The organism is Taibaiella chishuiensis, from assembly GCF_003014535.1.
GTDB lineage: Bacteria > Bacteroidota > Bacteroidia > Chitinophagales > Chitinophagaceae > Taibaiella > Taibaiella chishuiensis.
Map to the genome: position 1 here is coordinate 180,634 of NZ_PYGD01000010.1, position 17,739 is coordinate 198,372.

General features: G+C 51.0%; 14 protein-coding genes. 5 read left to right on the forward strand and 9 right to left on the reverse strand.

Annotated features, from left to right (window positions below; all coding sequences use genetic code 11):
* Positions 1 to 27: 27 nt before the first annotated feature.
* Positions 28 to 960, reverse strand: a complete 933-nt coding sequence (locus B0I18_RS20740; protein WP_106524665.1) for a YihY/virulence factor BrkB family protein — start codon at positions 958 to 960, stop codon at positions 28 to 30.
* 137 nt (positions 961 to 1,097) lie between these two features.
* Between B0I18_RS20740 and B0I18_RS20745 the strand changes: the two genes are divergently transcribed.
* The 4 genes from B0I18_RS20745 to B0I18_RS20760 are packed head-to-tail and all read left to right on the forward strand — an operon-like array spanning position 1,098 to position 4,461.
* The gene (locus B0I18_RS20745; RefSeq protein ID WP_106524666.1) at positions 1,098 to 1,559 is read left to right on the forward strand and encodes a MarR family winged helix-turn-helix transcriptional regulator; all 462 of its coding nucleotides are present in this window, start codon (positions 1,098 to 1,100) and stop codon (positions 1,557 to 1,559) included.
* Between the two features lie 20 nt (positions 1,560 to 1,579).
* Entirely contained in the window at positions 1,580 to 2,485 is a 906-nt protein-coding gene (gene xerD, locus B0I18_RS20750) for a site-specific tyrosine recombinase XerD (protein ID WP_245882129.1), read from the forward strand.
* A 49-nt stretch (positions 2,486 to 2,534) separates the two neighbouring features.
* Positions 2,535 to 3,197, forward strand: a complete 663-nt coding sequence (locus B0I18_RS20755) for a LutC/YkgG family protein (RefSeq protein WP_106524668.1) — start codon at positions 2,535 to 2,537, stop codon at positions 3,195 to 3,197.
* A 34-nt stretch (positions 3,198 to 3,231) separates the two neighbouring features.
* Positions 3,232 to 4,461, forward strand: coding sequence for an S-adenosylmethionine:tRNA ribosyltransferase-isomerase (locus tag B0I18_RS20760; RefSeq protein WP_106524669.1), 1,230 nt, complete (start codon positions 3,232 to 3,234; stop codon positions 4,459 to 4,461).
* 6 nt (positions 4,462 to 4,467) lie between these two features.
* On the opposite strand, the gene B0I18_RS20765 is transcribed toward B0I18_RS20760, so the two are convergent.
* The 3 genes from B0I18_RS20765 to B0I18_RS20775 all read right to left on the reverse strand — a co-directional run bounded on the left by B0I18_RS20765 (position 4,468) and on the right by B0I18_RS20775 (position 6,699).
* Complete coding sequence (locus B0I18_RS20765; RefSeq protein WP_146146824.1) at positions 4,468 to 4,785, reverse strand: hypothetical protein; 318 nt, start codon at positions 4,783 to 4,785, stop codon at positions 4,468 to 4,470.
* Positions 4,786 to 4,896: 111 nt separating this feature from the next.
* Positions 4,897 to 5,748 carry a choice-of-anchor V domain-containing protein gene (locus tag B0I18_RS20770; RefSeq protein ID WP_106524671.1) on the reverse strand — a complete coding sequence of 284 codons (852 nt, stop codon included), beginning with the start codon at positions 5,746 to 5,748 and terminating at the stop codon, positions 4,897 to 4,899.
* A gap of 69 nt (positions 5,749 to 5,817) precedes the next feature.
* A complete protein-coding gene (locus tag B0I18_RS20775; protein ID WP_106524672.1) occupies positions 5,818 to 6,699 on the reverse strand; it encodes an AraC family transcriptional regulator in 882 nt (293 codons plus the stop codon).
* Between the two features lie 175 nt (positions 6,700 to 6,874).
* Here B0I18_RS20775 and B0I18_RS20780 point away from each other — a divergent pair, with 175 nt between their 5' ends.
* The gene (locus tag B0I18_RS20780; protein WP_106524673.1) at positions 6,875 to 7,798 is read left to right on the forward strand and encodes an NADPH-dependent FMN reductase family protein; all 924 of its coding nucleotides are present in this window, start codon (positions 6,875 to 6,877) and stop codon (positions 7,796 to 7,798) included.
* Positions 7,799 to 8,066: 268 nt separating this feature from the next.
* Here B0I18_RS20780 and B0I18_RS20785 read toward each other — a convergent pair whose 3' ends face one another.
* The 5 genes from B0I18_RS20785 to B0I18_RS20815 all read right to left on the reverse strand — a co-directional run bounded on the left by B0I18_RS20785 (position 8,067) and on the right by B0I18_RS20815 (position 17,337).
* Positions 8,067 to 8,690, reverse strand: a complete 624-nt coding sequence (locus B0I18_RS20785; RefSeq protein ID WP_106524674.1) for a hypothetical protein — start codon at positions 8,688 to 8,690, stop codon at positions 8,067 to 8,069.
* A 545-nt stretch (positions 8,691 to 9,235) separates the two neighbouring features.
* Positions 9,236 to 12,034, reverse strand: coding sequence for a leucine--tRNA ligase (leuS, locus tag B0I18_RS20790; protein WP_106524675.1), 2,799 nt, complete (start codon positions 12,032 to 12,034; stop codon positions 9,236 to 9,238).
* Positions 12,035 to 12,091: 57 nt separating this feature from the next.
* The gene (locus B0I18_RS20795) at positions 12,092 to 13,180 is read right to left on the reverse strand and encodes an anhydro-N-acetylmuramic acid kinase (protein ID WP_106524676.1); all 1,089 of its coding nucleotides are present in this window, start codon (positions 13,178 to 13,180) and stop codon (positions 12,092 to 12,094) included.
* A 461-nt stretch (positions 13,181 to 13,641) separates the two neighbouring features.
* Positions 13,642 to 14,949, reverse strand: a complete 1,308-nt coding sequence (gene rimO / locus B0I18_RS20810; RefSeq protein WP_106524679.1) for a 30S ribosomal protein S12 methylthiotransferase RimO — start codon at positions 14,947 to 14,949, stop codon at positions 13,642 to 13,644.
* A 159-nt stretch (positions 14,950 to 15,108) separates the two neighbouring features.
* The gene (locus B0I18_RS20815; RefSeq protein WP_181358562.1) at positions 15,109 to 17,337 is read right to left on the reverse strand and encodes a T9SS type A sorting domain-containing protein; all 2,229 of its coding nucleotides are present in this window, start codon (positions 17,335 to 17,337) and stop codon (positions 15,109 to 15,111) included.
* Between the last annotated feature and the right edge of the window lie 402 nt (positions 17,338 to 17,739).

Here is a 17,739-nt window from a genome sequence, read left to right on the forward strand (position 1 = left end):
TTTATTCCATAAATAAAACGGGGAGTATTACAGGTTATGCTGTTCTTTTAATTGCTGTAGCAGGCGTTTTTCGCTGTATTCGGCATAACTGTTGGGCTCTATCTTACGGCCGTGATACTCGATATAGGCCCGGGTAAACTGCGCGCCGAAATAAAGGATGGCTGCCGAAAAATAGATCCACAACAACAATACGATAATAGAACTGGCCGCGCCATACAGGCTCACGGTATTGGTATTGCTGATATAAACACCGATCAGGAACTTGCCCACCAGGAAGAGGGCTGCGGTGACGAAAGCGCCCGGCCATACCTGTTTCCAGCGGATGCGTACATCCGGCAGCATTTTAAAGATAACCGTAAACAGGAAGCTGATCACGAAGAAGATGATGGCGGTATTGATCAGGTTAAGGGCATTAAAGGGCAGCTCGGGAAACTTGCCCAGTATCCAGCGGCTTAGTGCCAGCAGCAGGGTATTGACCACCAGCGAAACGATCAGCAGGAAGCCCAGCCCGATGATCATCGAAAAGGAGATGACCCGGTTAAGCACTAATTTGATAAAACCTTTTTTGGCCTTGGGCCGTACGCCCCAGATCATATTCAGGGAGTCCTGGATCTCCACGAAGATACCCGTGGCGCCGATCACCAGGGCTATAGTACCGATTACCGTGGCAATGGTACTGTTCTTCTGGAACTGGAGCCCTTTGATAATGTCCTGGATCTGCAGGGCGGTATTGGAGCCTACAATATCTTTTAACTCGGTAAAGATGCGCCCCTGCAGGGCATCCTGGCCATAGAACGTACCTCCGAAAATAATGATGAGCAATAGCATGGGGGGCAGCGAAAAAATAGTGCTGTAGGCCAGCGAACCGCTCAGTTTCATCCCTTTGTCATTAATGAAGCTGTTGCCCGCATCCATTAAGATTTCCCAATATTTTTTGAATATTTGTTTTACTTTCGTCATGTGTTATAAGTGAAATGGCGGGCCGTAACAGCACCGGCTCTCCTGTTTCCATCCGCGCTAATCAACAGGTAATGCTTCTTATTTTTTATTAAATCAATCCCAGTGCGATTGATTCAAAACATATATAACGGACCGACATGAAACTGGAAGATGAACTAAAGATGCAACAATTTACCGATAATTTCCAAAAGGCCTATCTTAATATTTTGTTTACCGGTAACTGGCTCGAGGCCAGGATGCAGAAAAGCCTCAAAGTATTCAACATCACCACATCACAGTATAATGTATTGCGTATTCTCCGCGGGCAGAAGGGACAGCCTATGAGCGCATTTGCTATCCAGGAACGCATGCTGCACCGCACTTCCAATGTTACGCGTATCCTCGAAAAGCTGGTCGAGAAAGGCCTCGTTACCCGCGAGAGCAAATCGTCGAACCGCCGTATGATCGACGTGATGCTTACTGCCAAAGGCGCCGAGCTGCTGAAAGCCAGCGACGAAATGGCCAACGAAAGCCACCTGCAGTTTGCCCGCACCATCAGCGAGGCCGAGGCTTTACAGATGAGCGACTGGCTCGATACGATCCGCAACGAACACCTTTAAGCCGCTTACCGTACCTGATCATGATGTGGACACCGTATATCAAAGGTTTCAAGGCCTTCCTGCAACTGGAAAAGTCGCTCTCCCGCAATTCTATTGCCGCTTACCTCCGGGATGTGGCGATGCTGCAGGAGTTTTACGAAAAGACTTATCCAACCTTGTCATTCCCCGATATGACCCTGCCGCAGCTGCAGGAGTTCCTGGCTTCTATCCATGAAAAAGACCTGGCAGCGGCATCGCAGGCCAGGATCCTATCCGGCATCAAAGCCTTTTTCCGGTACCTGATGCTGGAGGAAGCCATCACTGCCGATCCTACCGAACTGCTGGAAGCGCCTAAGCTGCAACGTAAGCTACCGGATGTGCTGAGTGTTGAAGAAGTCGAGCAACTGTTTACCGGCATCGACCATAGCAAACCGGAAGGCCAGCGCAACAGGGCCATACTGGAAACCATGTACAGCTCCGGCTTGCGGGTAAGCGAGGTGATCGCGCTGGCCATTAGCAATCTCTACCTCGATGTAGGTTTTATCCGCGTGATCGGTAAAGGCAATAAAGAACGGCTGGTGCCTATTGGCGACGAAGCGGCCCGGCATATCCGGTTATACCGCGAACATGTCCGCAATAAAATGACACCCGCCAAAGGGCAGGACGATATCCTGTTCCTGAACCGCCGGGGTAGCGGCCTGTCGCGGGTAATGGTTTTTTATATGATTAAAGAAGCCGCGCTGCAGGCCGGTATCCGCAAGAACATACACCCGCATACCCTGCGGCACAGCTTTGCCACCCACCTGATCGAAGGTGGCGCCGACCTGCGCGCGATCCAGGAAATGCTGGGACACGAAAGTATTACCACCACCGAGATCTATACCCATATGGACCGCGCATTCCTGCGCCAGACGCTGGTTACGCATCACCCGCGTTTCCGGAAATAATAAAATAGTACCTTTGGTCCTTATCGCCCTTTAAAAAAAGCAGCAGGATATGCAGACCTTTAAAACCTCCAAAGCCCGGGAAAATATATTGCGGAAAGTACGCACCGCGTTACAGGAAGATGCCGTGCCGATGCCATTCCCGGAGGTTGATAAGCAACCGGCCGCCTCCTTTTTCCGGCCGCCTGAAGAAGCAACGCCCGAAGAGGCTTTTGCTGCGGGCTTTACCCGTTCCGGCGGTCACTTCGTGTTTTGCAATAGCCAGGAAGACCTGCTGCAAAACCTGCAACTGCTGGCCGAGAGCCGCAACTGGACCGAAGTGCTTTGTGCGCATAAATCGCTGTTCTCCTTCCTGGTCAACAACAAACTTTCCTTTGTAAGAGAATTTAACCCGGCCCACGAACGGGCCGAGGCCTGTATTACCGACTGCGAGGCCGCTATAGCCCGTACCGGCAGCTTACTGTTCAGCAGCAAACAGAACCATGGCCGTGTGGCGCCCGTATACTTCCCGGTACATATCGTGGTATTGCAGCCGCACCAGGTAGTGCCCGATATCGGCGATGCCTTAAAACTGATGAAGCAGAAGTACAATGATAACCTGCCTTCGATGCTCAACCTCAATACGGGGCCGAGCCGTACCGCCGATATAGAAAAAACACTGGTAACCGGTGTACATGGCCCTAAGGAGATCTTCTGCTTTTTCCTGAACCAATAACGTTATTTGCCTTTTTAAAAATACCATACCGATAATGCATCCTTCCGCCCTGCAGATCAGGGATTTTACATACGACCTGCCCGAAGAAAAAATTGCCCGTTACCCGCTCGAACAGCGCGACCAGTCCCGCTTGCTCCTGTACCGCAACCAGGCTTTTACCGAAGATACTTACCGCAATATAGACCGCTTCCTGCCGGAAGGCGCCCTCATGGTTTTTAACCAGACCCGGGTTATCCATGCCCGCCTGTTGTTCCGCAAACCTACTGGCGGCCGTATCGAAGTATTTTGCCTGGAGCCCGATAACCGTTACCCCGACGTACAGACGGCTATGCTGCAACAGGGTGAAGTATACTGGAAATGCATGGTGGGCGGCGCTGCCAAATGGAAAGAAGGACAGGTACTGGAACTCGAGCAGGAGCATGCAGATGCTCCCAAAGTGTTTGCAGCCCTGCATGAACGGGCCGAAGGTGTATATATCCTGCACCTTTACTGGCCGGCAAGCGATACCACCTTTGCAGAAGTATTACACCAGGCCGGCAAGGTGCCCTTGCCCCCTTACCTGAACCGTGATGCGGAACAAGCCGACGAACACCGCTACCAGACTATATTTGCCCGGGAAGAGGGGAGTGTGGCCGCACCGACGGCAGCCCTGCATTTTACGGATGAAGTAATGCAATCGCTCGCAGAAAAGGCCATAGACGCGGCTTTCGTGACCCTGCATGTAGGCGCCGGTACTTTTAAGCCGGTAAAAAGCGAAACGATGGAAGGACATGATATGCATGCCGAATGGATCGAAGTAACCGCACCTTTGCTGGAAACAGTAATGAACCGCCTTGCCCTGGATAAGCCCGTAGTAGCTGTGGGCACCACCTCCTGCCGTACGCTGGAAAGCCTTTACTGGATTGGCGTAAGACTGATCCGTAAAGAAAACATCGACTTCGCCGGTATTGCGATGCCGCAGTGGTATCCGTACGAAAATCCTTCGGACATACCGGCTACGACTGCATTCCGCGCCCTGCTGGACTACCTGCAGTCCACACCGCTATCCAAACTGGTAACCCGTACGCAGATCATTATTGCACCGGGTTACAGCTTCCGGGTTATAGCCGGTATGGTCACTAATTTTCATCAACCCCAATCCACCTTACTGTTATTGGTTGCTGCACTGGTAGGCCCGTCCTGGCGCGACATCTACACCTATGCCCTGGAACACGGCTTCCGGTTCCTGAGTTATGGCGACGGCTGCCTGCTCTGGAAAAAATAAGCTGTTTTAACGGCCCGTGTCCTTCCTGGCGGGCGGCAAGGACGGCATATTTTCATATTCCCGCCTGGGCAGCTTATCCGGGATCACCGGTACGATCTTTACCGGTACGGCCTTGCCCTTGTCGAGCGAGTCGAGGCGGCGGGCTTCCTGTATGGCGGCCGCATTGATCAGCGAATCGTTACGGCGCTTCAGCATCAGGTTAATGGAATCGAGTTTTGCTTTGGCAATAGAATCGACCTGCACGTCGCTATACGAGGTTTCGGTAGTAGCCGTGCAGGAGGCCATAAAAAGAACGACTATTGCAGTCGGCAGTAGAAAGCGCATAATCGGCAAAGGTCGCTAATTTATTGGTTTTTAAACCCAAAAAGAAGCTAAAAAAGAAGGGAGCGACCTGTAACAGATCGCCCCCCGGGTTTTGGTTCTGTCCGCTACTGGTTATTGTTTAACGAAGGTGTGCACAGCGGCTTGTTGTTTGCCGTTGAGATGCAGTATATAAGATCCGGCGGGTAAATGACCGATAGCAAGGTTCACCTGCAATTTACCGGCGCCTGCCTGCTGTGCCTGGCGCAATACTTCCCGTCCTGTCATATCGTAAATGGTTACCTGGTAGTTACCCGGTGTTACCTGGTCGCTGCCCAGGTGCAATTGATCCGTAGCGGGGTTAGGATATACGCGCAGATCGCTGATTGCAGCAAGATCCTGTACACTTGTAGGATTGGTGGCTTCGGTAAGTGGCAGGGTAACGGGGGCGCTGGCCTTGTCGCCGGTGATACCGTTATCGTCGTTCACACCATTGATAATACCGTATAAGGTAACATTGCCGGTACCTGCCGCCGGTGCGGTCCAATCGAACTCGGCCAGGTAAGCGCCATTGGTTTTGGAAAGGTTATGACCATGCTCTACAACCTGCAATCCGCCTATCGTTACGGCATGTTTATCTGATCCCAGGTTGCCGAAGGTGCCGGCCTGTTGGCTGCCGGCAGTTGCGGCAGTCAGCTGGAATCCAAAAAAGGCGAGGTTCGTATTGTTGCCGCTGATGGTAACGGTGTATACCGTGCCGGGCTTATACTTGCCATTTGCAGCGGTGCCGTTCGCCTTTTCTTTCAGGGCAATAGTCATCGTAGTGGTGCCCGCGCCGCCGCCGTGGCAGGACGCACAGGTACCGTTAGAGCCCGGCCCGCCGTTGCGGATGCCGTTGCCCGCCGATGCTGGTCCCGAGCTGTTACTGCTCAGCGAAAGATAAAGTCCTGCAAGTATTACCGGGAAAAGAATAAAAGACCGTTTCATAATATTTTTTTCCAAAAATAGCAGGATCGGCCCGGTACTGCTATAATAAAACGGACAATTGATTGCACATTATGCAGTCTTGCGGTATTCCAGTGGCGTACAGTTAAACTTCTGGCGGAACACCCGGATAAAGTGTGCCGAATCGCTGAATTGCAGGTGGTACGCGATCTCTTTGACCGACAGGTCGGAGATATGCAGGAGCCTGCAGGCTTCGAGCAGGATGCGCTCCTTGATCAGCTGCGCCGGCGTACGGTCGGTATGCCGCTTTACAATGCGGTTCAGCGTCTTCTCGGTTATATTAAGGCGGTCGGCGTAGGTTTTCAGGCTTATACCTTTATCATAATAATCTTCGACCAGCAGGCTGAAGGCATTATAGATATTATCGGTATCGCCGATCAGTACGGGCGTACCATTGGCCAGGCAGGGTTTAAGCGACAACAGGAACGCGATAAACAACGATTGCAGGTAGGTATTATGATCCTTTACCTGTTCGAAATGATTACGGCTGCTTTCGATAAGCCGTATAATACCCAGTAGTTCATCGAATACATCGGGTTCCGGGCTGATGATCGGTTCTACCAGGTAGTTGTCGTAGAAGCGGCGCAGGCTATGGCTTACATTATTGTGGTCGATGGTCAGGATATCCGTGCCGAACATTACCAGTTTACCCCGCGCATCGGCGCTGCGGGTAAGCAGGTGCACCATACCGGGCTGTACGATGTGTACGCTGCGGCCTTCGAAGCTGTAGGCCACATTATCGATCAGGTGCGAACCTGAGCCCTGTTCGATCAGGAAGATTTCGTAATACTGGTGCTTGTGTGGGGTGGTGGGTACCGATCCGTAAATGGTCTGATCGGTAAGGTCGTATACTTTAAATTTAAGGGCTTCGTTAAAATCCCGGGGTAAGGGATGCCCTTTCATAAACGGGTTACTCCTGGTGCTCTGCTTCATATACTGCGCTGGTTTCCGGTCTCGTGCTCATATCTTGCTATGCAAGACGACCGGGTTGGGGCAAAACGTTGGGCGGTATTTTCCTGCCGGCAAGTTAAAATATTGTAATGTCGCTATGAAATTTTTATCCGGAAATTTACAGGAGATATGATGCCAATAAAGTTATCTTTGAGCCATGAAGATCCTCGCCATTTATGCCAGCCAGAGCGGCCAGTTACGCGATATTTTAAATAACCTCGTAAAAGATATCCAGGGCGAAGCCGAAATAGACTTTGCCGAGATCAAACTTGTTCAACCCTTCCCCTTTCCCTGGAGTGCAGCTACCTTTTTCGATGCCATGCCCGAGTGTGTGTTGCAGATCCCATCGGATATACAGCCGATGCCGCAACTCGCGGCCAAGGATTATGACCTGGTGATTTTCGGTTACCAGCCCTGGTTCCTGTCGCCTTCCAACCCGGCTAATAGCTTCCTGAAAAGCGAGTGGGCCCGCGTGCTGAAAGGCAAACCGGTACTGACCGTGGTAGGTTGCCGCAATATGTGGCTCAATGCACAGGAAAAGGTAAAAGGCGAACTGGCGCAGTTGGGCGCCAACCACGTAGGCAATATTGTGCTGGAAGATAAACATGGCAACCTGGTATCGCTGCTTACCATTATCCGCTGGATGTTTAAAGGACAAAAAGCAGCCTCCGGCCGTTTACCGGCAGCGGGCGTAGCGGATAGCGATATCACCGGTGCGCAGAAATATGGCATGCCGGTATTGCAGCATCTGAAACAGGGCAAGATCGATCATTTACAAAAAGACCTGCTGCAACTGGGCGCTATCCACCTGCGTCCCAACCTGATCGTACTGGAAAAGCGCGGTGTAAGCCAGTTCCCGAAATGGGCGCGTAAGGCCAGGGCCAAAGGTGGTCCGGGCAGTCCCGAGCGCAGGGGCGTGATCAAAACCTTCCAACGCATCCTGATGGTAGCCATTTTCGTGCTGTCGCCCATCACTTCGCTCATCGCTAAGATACAGACCGCCCTCAATAAAAAGCAATTGCTGAAAGAGGTAGAGTATTTTAAAGGCGTACTGTACGAGGCCGGGAAACTGGGCAAGTAGATGCTAGTATTGAGATATTGGTATTGAGATGTTAGATATTAGATGTCATCCTGAGCATCGCGAAGGATCTCATCGGCTAGCTAGCTTTACCAGCGTGTAAAGCATCACGTATCGAAGGAATGCTGTCATCGGGAGCACAGCGAAGGATCTCACCGGTTAGCCGGCTTTAATAAAGTAATAAATAAACTCAACATTCAAAATTTAAAATTTAAAATTAAAACATGCCACGCTATACCGCGTGGCATGTTGCATTATGGGTTAAGATAACCTAAGGACAATAGTTCTGCGTGATATTACCGCATATAAACAGGCCCTCATAGGCATCGTCATTGTTCACATCGATATCGATCACATTGTCGCCTGCAACAAGGTGCGCCAGGTCGATATTGATGGAGATGTTTTCTTTCAGGGGATTAAACCAGTTGCCCGTAACCCAGGACAACGGCCCTATCGTATACGCGTGACCATTGATCCTGAAGTTACGGGCCCGGTTATCTGCGCCCAGTTTGGTAAAGTTTACCTTAACCCAGGACAGGCAGGAAAAATTGATATTGAAATGGGCCTGGTAACCGTAAACACCGGTTACACCGGCTATCGAAGGGTTATTGGTACCAGACTCCAGCAGGTGGGTGATCCACCGGCCACAATCGGCCGCAGCCCATACACCGCCCAGGTCGGTGCATACTTTAGCGGGTTTGTAACCTATTCCACCGCCCGAACCTGCAGGCCATATTACGCGCCAGGTATCATCATTTGAACCGTAGGCGATAGGAGTCGTCGTACCATCAACAACACCGGTGGTCAGGTCTTTGATCACTTTTCCGCTTTGCGCGAAGAGGGCGGAAGAGGAGACAGCAAATAATGCTGCCAGGGTAATGAGCTTTTTTTTCATGAGTCTGTTTTGGGATGATTAGCAATAAATATAATCACTTATTCCAATTTAATGCAAAAGAGTATTTAATCAGAAACAACACCCGGACCTGTCACCGGCTCCTGTTCGTAGCGAGACGCTACGAACAGGAGCAAAAGCAAATGCCACGCTGTGTTATACAACGTGGCATTTGCACTATTTATAGCTTTCCCACTCCATTAAAGCCAGCTAATCGGTGAGATTCTTCGCGATGCTCAGGATGACAATCGTCCTCTTGGTACTTCATGCTTTGCACTCCATTAAAGCCAGCGAATCCGGTGAGATCCTTCGCTGCGCTCAGGATGACAGTCGTCCTCTTGGTGCTTGATGCTTTACACTCTATTAAAGCCAGCTAGCCGATGAGATCCTTCGCTACGCTCAGGATGACAACCATCCTCTTGGTGCTTGATGCTTTACACTCCATTAAAGCCAGCTAACTGATGAGATCCTTCGCTGCGCTCAGGATGACATCTAATATCTCAATACTAACATCTCAATACTAAAATCTAACATCCAATTACTACCAACTACACCACCACGTTGATCATCCTGCCTTTCACATAGATAAACTTCTTGGGCTCTTTGCCTTCCAGCCATTTCTGTACGGCCTCGTTGGCCAGCACTTCGGCACGGATAAAGGCTTCTTCCGCATCCAGGGCGAATTCCAGCTCGGTACGGGGTTTACCGTTGATAGCGATAGGGTATACCTTGCTGTTTTCGGTTACATACTTTTCCTCCCATTCGGGGAACAAGGCATGGATCACCGAACCTTCGTTACCCAACTGCTGCCACAGCGCTTCGGCCATATGCGGCGCATAAGGCGTAATCAATCTTACCAGGGCATCGAGGATACCGCGTTTATGACAATTCAGATCGGTAAGTTCGTTTACACAGATCATAAACTGCGATACCACGGTATTGAAAGAGAAACGTTCGGTATCGCTTTCGATCTTCTTAATGGTTTTATGCAATACCTTCAATTCGGCTTCAGAAGCAGCTTCTTCGGTTACGATCCAGCCTTTCTGCTCATCATAGAACAGGCGCCAGAATTTTTTCAGGAAACGGTGTACGCCTTCGATGCCTTTGGTATCCCAGGGTTTGCTCATTTCGATCGGTCCCAGGAACATCTCGTACATACGGAAGGTATCGGCGCCATACTGGGCTACAATATCGTCGGGATTGACCACATTGTATTTCGATTTCGACATTTTTTCGGTCTCCGAACCACAGATATATTTACCGTTTTCGAGTATAAACTCGGCATTGGCATACTCGGGACGCCAACCCTTAAAGGCTTCGGTGTCCAGCTCCACGCCATCTACCATGCTTACATCTACTCGGATCTGGTCGACCAGGTGCTGGTCTTTCAGGCCCTGCGAAACAAAAGTATGGGTACCGTTGATCCGGTATACATAACGGGTGCTGCCCTGGATCATACCCTGGTTAACCAGGCGTTTAAAAGGCTCGTCGAAGCTGAGGTGGCCCAGGTCGTACAGTACTTTGGTCCACATACGGCTATACAGCAGGTGGCCTACGGCATGCTCGGTACCACCAATATAAAGGTCTACCTGGTTCCAGTAGTCGGTGCTGTCTTTCGAGGCAAACTCCTGCTGGTTGCCCGGGTCCATATAACGCAGGAAGTACCAGCTGCTGCCGGCATAACCGGGCATGGTATTGGTCTCTCTTTTTACGATCTCGCCATCGTTATTGGTAACCAGTACCCAGTCGGTAACATTGGCCAGCGGACCTTCGCCTTCCGGACCGGGTTTGTAATGTTCTACGTGTGGTAATTCCAGGGGCAACCGGCGCATAGGTTCCGGCAGGTTCAGGGCCTCCTCGTCGATCGCATAAGGCACATTGTCCTTATAGGCAATAGGGAAGGGCTCGCCCCAGTAGCGCTGACGGCTAAAGCCGGCATCCCGCAGGCGATAGTTGATCCTGCGTGTACCCAGGCTTTTGGCCTCCAGTGTTTCCAGTACTTTCGCGGCAGCATCTTTAACGCTTAAGCCACTTATAAAATCGCTGTCGGTGATCGTTACATTTTTATCGGATACCGCGGCTTCGCCGGTATACAGGTCGCCGAATATATTGGTAACCGGTATATCGAAATGACGGGCAAAGGCATGATCGCGATCGTCGCCTGCAGGTACCGCCATAATAGCGCCGGTGCCATAACCGGCCAGCACATATTCCGATATCCATACCGGGATCTTGCGGCCACTCAGCGGATGCAGGCAATAAGCGCCGGTAAAGCAACCGCTGATCTTTTTCTCCGCCATGCGTTCGCGTTCGCTGCGGCTTTTTACATAAGTTACATATTGCGTTACTTCGGCCTGATGCTCCGGGGTAGTGATGGCGCTTACCAGTTCATGTTCCGGCGCCAGTACCAGGAAGTCTACGCCGAATATCGTATCAGGACGGGTAGTAAAGACGGCGATCTTTTGCCCGCCGGTGGTCGTAAAGCTTAGCTCAGCGCCTTCGCTGCGACCTATCCAGTTGCGCTGCATCTCTTTCATCGCCTCGCTCCATTCCAGCTTATCCAGGCTGTCGATCAGGCGGTCGGCATACTCGGTAATACGCAGGAACCATTGCCGCATTTTTTTACGTTCTACGGGGTGGCCGCCGCGTTCGCTTACCCCATTTACCACTTCATCGTTGGCCAGTACGGTGCCCAGGGCCTCGCACCACCATACCACGGCATGGTCGAGGTAAGCCAGGCGGTATTGCATCAGGATATGCCTGCGGTCCGACTCGCCCATGGCTTGCCAGGCTTCGGCGGTAAAAGTGCCGGTATCGTTACCTGGCGCGGCATGCCCTGCATTACCTTCTTTTTCGAAGATGGCGATCAGGGTATCGAGTGATTCTGCTTTTTGCGTATCGCGGTTAAACCAGCTTTTGAACAGCTGCAGGAAGATCCATTGCGTCCATTTGTAGTACTGCGGATCGCTGGTATTGACCTCGCGGCTCCAGTCGTAGTTAAAGCCGATGTTGTCGAGCTGTTCTTTATAACGGGTTATATTTTTTTCTGTGGTAACTGCCGGATGCTGCCCGGTTTCCAGGGCATATTGTTCGGCAGGCAGGCCAAAGGCGTCGAATCCCATAGGATGCAATACACTAAAGCCTTTCATTACTTTATAACGGGCAAAGATATCGGAAGCGATATAACCCAGGGGATGCCCCACGTGCAGGCCTGCGCCGCTGGGGTAGGGAAACATATCCAATACATAATACTTGGGACGCGAGGAGGTGTTGTTTACTTTATAGACCTGCTGCGCTTCCCAGCGTTTTTTACTGTCCTGTTCTATCTGCTGAAAATTATATTCCACTTGCGTTTTGTAATTGTATAACGTGAATAAGGTTGTTCGTAATCGGGGAGCGGGTTATCAGTTAACCGGGGGCAGCCACATAGCGCCGCCAACGCTGCTCAGCGTGGCACCGGTAACAGAATGAAACACATTGTTCTCTTCGCGCCAGCGTAATGTACCCATCAAAGCCATGGCTATGGCCTCTTTGAATTTTACCGTCTGTTCGTCGGGCACCACCAGCTCTATCGGGCCGTCTTTCAGCAGCTCTTCCTGCAGGGTTTCGACCAGGAAATCGTTAAAGGCGCCGCCACCGGTTACGACCATCCGCTGTAATACAGTGGTATCGCGGTAGGGGGCCAATGCCCGGGCTATCTGTACGGCAATATGCCGGGTAGCCGTATGCAGGGCATCATGACTGCTTTCCAGGGTTTCGAAATGGGGCAATACCTCTTCCGTTACAAAACCGTTATGCAGGGATTTGGGAGAGGAAAGGTTATAGAAGGCCACCTCGTTGATCTTACCCAATACTGCTGTACTGCTGCTGCCGGTACGCGCCATTTCGCCCCGGTCGTCGTAGGCCTTGTCGGAGCGCAGCGCAAAATGATTCAGCAACTGGTTAGCCGGGCAGATGTCGAAGGCAACGGGTTCCTCGCGGTTAACCGTTACATTGGCGATGCCGCCTATATTGAGACAAAAATCATATTCGGAAAGCAACAGGCGATCGGCTACCGGTACGATAGGTGCGCCTTGTCCGCCAAGCGCCACGTCCATATTGCGCAGGTCGCTGATAACGGGCAGCATGGTCCAGGCGGCAATTGCAGCGCCGTCACCTATCTGCGCCGTGGTACGCGCAGCCGGCTCATGCCATACGGTATGGCCGTGCGAAGCGATAAAGTGGACTTTATGCTGCAGGTTGTACTTCTTGATAAAATGATTGACCTGCTCGCCCAGGTAATGCCCGTAACTGGTATGCAGCCTTAGGAAAGCCGGTACGTTAAGGCTATGCGCCTGCTTCAGCTCATCGGCCAGGGCACCGGGGTAGGGCACGCACTCTGCCTCGAGCAACTCGTAACTCCACTTACCGCTAATCTCCGTAAGCCGGACATAAGCGATATCCAAACCGTCCAGCGAACTGCCAGACATCAATCCTATTACACTGTAAACCATCTTAAATCAGATAATATTGAAAAGAAACTGCAAATTAAAGAAAGAAATCCTGTTATCGGAACCCCGGGGCCTATACGGGCATAGTTTTTTAGCATTTGTCGTCTTTTTGCCACTTTTGGCGCCGGATCTTGCATCCGGACCCGAAAGCACGGCCGGCCCAGCATAAAAAGAGGAAGCACGGGGCTCCCTCATCTTTACAGTTATTTATAAGTGGATACCGGCTGCTTATTTCCTGTAACGGGTCTTACGGCTGTTGCGTTTGTCTAACAACATTCCCCCGAAAAGCACGGCTACAGCAACAAACAGGAAAAGGATCCCTAAACCGTTAATCCGATCTCCTTTGTCTGGTCCCCGAGCGGTTTCGAAATTGGCTTCCGTAGATCCCTGGGTTGCGAGGAAGTAAATACCCGTTCCCAGCAGGAAAAGCAGACACAGGCTCATGACAACCTTATAACTCTTCATCAGGCAAGTTCCGCTTCCAGATCGTAATCAAAAGCCTTGGTGATCTTTACTTGCACGAAGTCGCCTACAGGCAGGTCTTCGTCGGTATGGATGATCACCTCGTTGTCGACTTCCACGCTATCGTATTCGGTACGGGCAATATAACGGCCCGCTTCTATTTTATCGACCAGCACTTTGAATTCGCGGCCGATCAGTTCCTGGTTTTTTTCGTAGGAAATTTCCTGCTGCACTTCCATGATTTCCTGGGCGCGGCTTTCCTTCTCTTCGGAAGAAAGCGTGTCTTCCAGGTCATGGGCGCTGGTATTCTCCTCGTGGGAATAGGTAAAGATACCGACCCTTTCAAAGCGGATCTCTTCGAGGAAGGATTTCAGTTCTTCCACATCATCCCTTGTCTCGCCGGGGAACCCTGTAATCATGGTTGTACGCAGGGCCATATTGGGCACTTTGTCGCGTATAGCCGAGATCAGGTCGTACATTTCCGCTTTGGTAATCTGGCGTTTCATGGCCTTCAGCATGGGGTCGCTGCAGTGCTGCAACGGCATATCGAGGTAGTTGCAGATATTGTCCCTTTCCTTCATTACATCCAGTATCTCCATCGGGAATTTGGAAGGGTAAGCATAATGCAGGCGTATCCACTCCAGGCCGGGCACGTCGGAAAGGTGACGCATAAGGTCGGGCAGCATTCTTTTTTTATAGATATCGAGACCATAATAGGTCAGTTCCTGGGCAATGAGCATCACCTCTTTAACCCCGTTCTTCACCAGGTGTTTGGCCTCGGTTACAATCTCTTCGATGGTTTTGGACACGTGACCGCCACGCATCAGCGGGATGGCGCAGAAAGAGCAGGTACGGTTACAACCTTCGGATATTTTGAGATAAGCATAGTGCTTGGGTGTGCTCAGCATGCGTTCGCCCAGCAATTCCTTTTTGAAATCGGCATTCAGCTCTTTCAGGATAAAAGGCAGTTCCAGGGTACCGAACCAGGCATCCACTTCCGGGATCTCCTTGGCCAGGTCGCCACGGTAACGTTCGCTCAGGCAGCCGGTTACATACACCTTATCCAGGCGGCCGGCTTCCTTATAGGACACCTGTTCCAGGATGGTGTTGATCGATTCTTCCTTGGCTTTATCGATAAAGCCGCAGGTATTCACCACCACGATATTATGATCGAATTTTTCGTTCTCGTGGGTAACCGCTATCTCATTGGCACGCAGCTGCCCGCTCAGCACTTCGCTGTCTACAAGGTTTTTGGAACATCCCAGTGTAATGATGTTCACCTTATTCTGTTTTAATGTTCTGCTTTTCATCCCTTCAGTTAAGTCGGCAAAGGTACCACAAATTACCGGTATTATGCGCTATGGGGTTGGCGCCCGGCAGCTTACAGGCCCAGCCCTGAGACATAAAAAAACCGGGGGCCGCAACGGGCCCCCGGTAGGGTATTTCAGGGTTGTGTATACCCACGTTTCTTATTGAACCACGGCACGTACTACCTGTACCTGGGTATCATCTTTGCCTACGGCCCTTACAAAGTAAATGCCTGCAGCCATCGGTATGTTATAGTTGGCGTTGTTTACATCCAGGCTACGGATTACTTTGCCGGATATATCTACGATGGTCAGGCTGCTGATATCCTGCGGATTGCTCAGCGCAATACGCACTTCGCCTTTGCTCGGGTTCGGAGCCAGTACGAAGAATGGATTGTCCGTCCTGGACAGTACCACAGCGCGGGTAGGAGACAGGTTGGTTTTGCCATCTTTATCGGTCATTTTAAGGCGATAGTAAGCGATAGCGGTACCTGGTGCAGCATCGGTGTAGTCGTATTTGCTGACACCGGCCTTGCGGTCTACTTTGCCTGCTGCAACAAAGTCACGGCTGTTGGCGCTGCGCTCTACTACAAAATGAGACAGGTCTGTTTCGTTGGCTATTTCCCAGTTCAGTACGGCACTGCTGCCTTTGGCCTTAGCGGTAAAGCCGACCAGCTGCACCGGCAGCGGAGCCTGTACCGTAAGCGTATAAGGGAAGCTGCCCAGGGTAAGCGAGTTGGCAACGTCGCTTACAGTTACCGTAAAGTTATAGGTACCTACGGTAGATGGTGTACCGGTAATAGCGCCGGTAGTCGAACTGATGCTCAGGTTGGACACGTTGCCAGCAGTAATGGCATAGTTCAGTACTGGTGCGTTGGGTAAGGTACCGGGGCTGGGTACGCCTGCAGCAACGCTGCCGGAATAAGGAGCGTTAAAGGTACCGGTTGGAATAGGGCCAGGAGGGGTAAAGCCGATCACGTTTACATTGATCGGTGCGCGTTCTGAACCACCGGTAAAGCCGGTACGGGTAGCGCCTGCAAAATAGTTGAGAATGGTACCGGCCTGGGCACTAGTGGTCGCTACGGTAGCGCTGGGCAGTGCATTACCACCGGTAGCGGCATCATAATAAACAACCAGGTCGCCGTTAGTAGTCGTAGCGTTCAAAACAGCGCTCTGTCCTGCATACGCGTAAATATTGGTTTGCGGTACGGTAGGTTTGGCCATTTTAGCGCCTACATTATAAATGCGCAAAGAGCTTAATGCAGCAGCCACACCGCCAAGTTTTACTTCGACACGGTCAAAGGCCGCAGTTGAGGCCGCAGACAGCGTGTAGATGTTACCTACGCCGGATAGTAAACGCAACTGGAGCAGCGGCGAACTGTTGCTGATCGTCTGCACAGGGGTAGTAGAATTTCCATTGTACAGGTTAACGGAAAAACCGGTAAGCAGCCCCATGCTGATCAGGCCGGCACCCGGATCCTGGAGTACCAGGGCAACAGAATCTCCGGCCTTGCAGGCAGTATTGAAGATGGTGGTATGAAACACCTCACTCAGCAATTGCGCACCGGTATTGAGGGTGGCGAAAGTGGTGTAATTCGGAGCTGTTTCCGCATCTATCGCATTCCAGGGGTTAACTACCGAACCGGTAGCATTGGCAATACCGCCCACTACCGAACCGGCACGCACACCGGAGAGCACGTCGATAGGTTGTCCAAAAGCGATGTTTGCAGGAGCATTCTCGCTGATATAAGCATGGAACAGGTTGTTGTTCAGTCCTAAAGCAAGTCCGTTGCCCGAAAGACGCAGGAATACGCCGTTAAACGTGGCAGGCGGGGTAATGGTCAATTCCACTTCTCCCATGCCATTAAGTACATTAAGCAGGGTAGCGCCGGAATATACTACCGTTTCGCTGGTGCCTTGCCAACCGGCATCATGACCTGCGCCGGCGAGTGGAGGCCAGGTTGCACCAACCGTGTTAAGACCGGTATAGTACCCGGCACTGATGCCACTGGCCACGCTCAACAGGGCTGCCGGTATAGTAATTTTAAAAGTAACCGGCGTATTGGCGGCAATGGTACGCGCCGTAGCATGGGCGCCTGTAGTAGTAAACTCCAGGTACTGGGTAACAGAAGCCAGTCCTGCGAGGCCTACACCTACCGTTAATATAGATGCGGTGTTAGGCAGCCCGTCGGTGGCGAGCGGAGCATTGGTAATAGCCCCTGCTAAATGGATAAGCGGTGTGATAGCTGTACCTGCAGTGAGACTGCCCTCGAAATTAGCATAGGTCCTTACTTTAGGTTGAGCCATTGCCGGCTGCGCGCCAAGCAAGACCGTACCCGACAGCAGGCCATAAGTCATCATCGATTTAAGCGTTCTTGTAATCGTGTTCATTTGTCTACGTTTTAAAGGAGTGAGTAATAAAGCTATTTTATATACAATATGAATATATTGTAATGCATAATTAAACATGTAAGGGCATGAATTTCAAAGAAACGAAGGAGAATTGCCGTTATCAGCACAGGAACAGGCCAACAATGCCGGTCTAACAGATCCGAACATCTATACTATGGTAAAAATATAAACTTAAAAACGATATAAGCACATATGCGATAAATAGTATATTCTTTTTAAGCGATATTTTATTACCCACCCAAGCAAATATGTACATATATAATTACAGAGATATCGCAGGTTTCTTAATTCCTAAATTGCTTCATAGCCAATGTTATCTCAAATATCGGGTTAGCAAAAGGCCACCGGCAACCGGAAGAAAACCGGTATTACAGGAGTCGT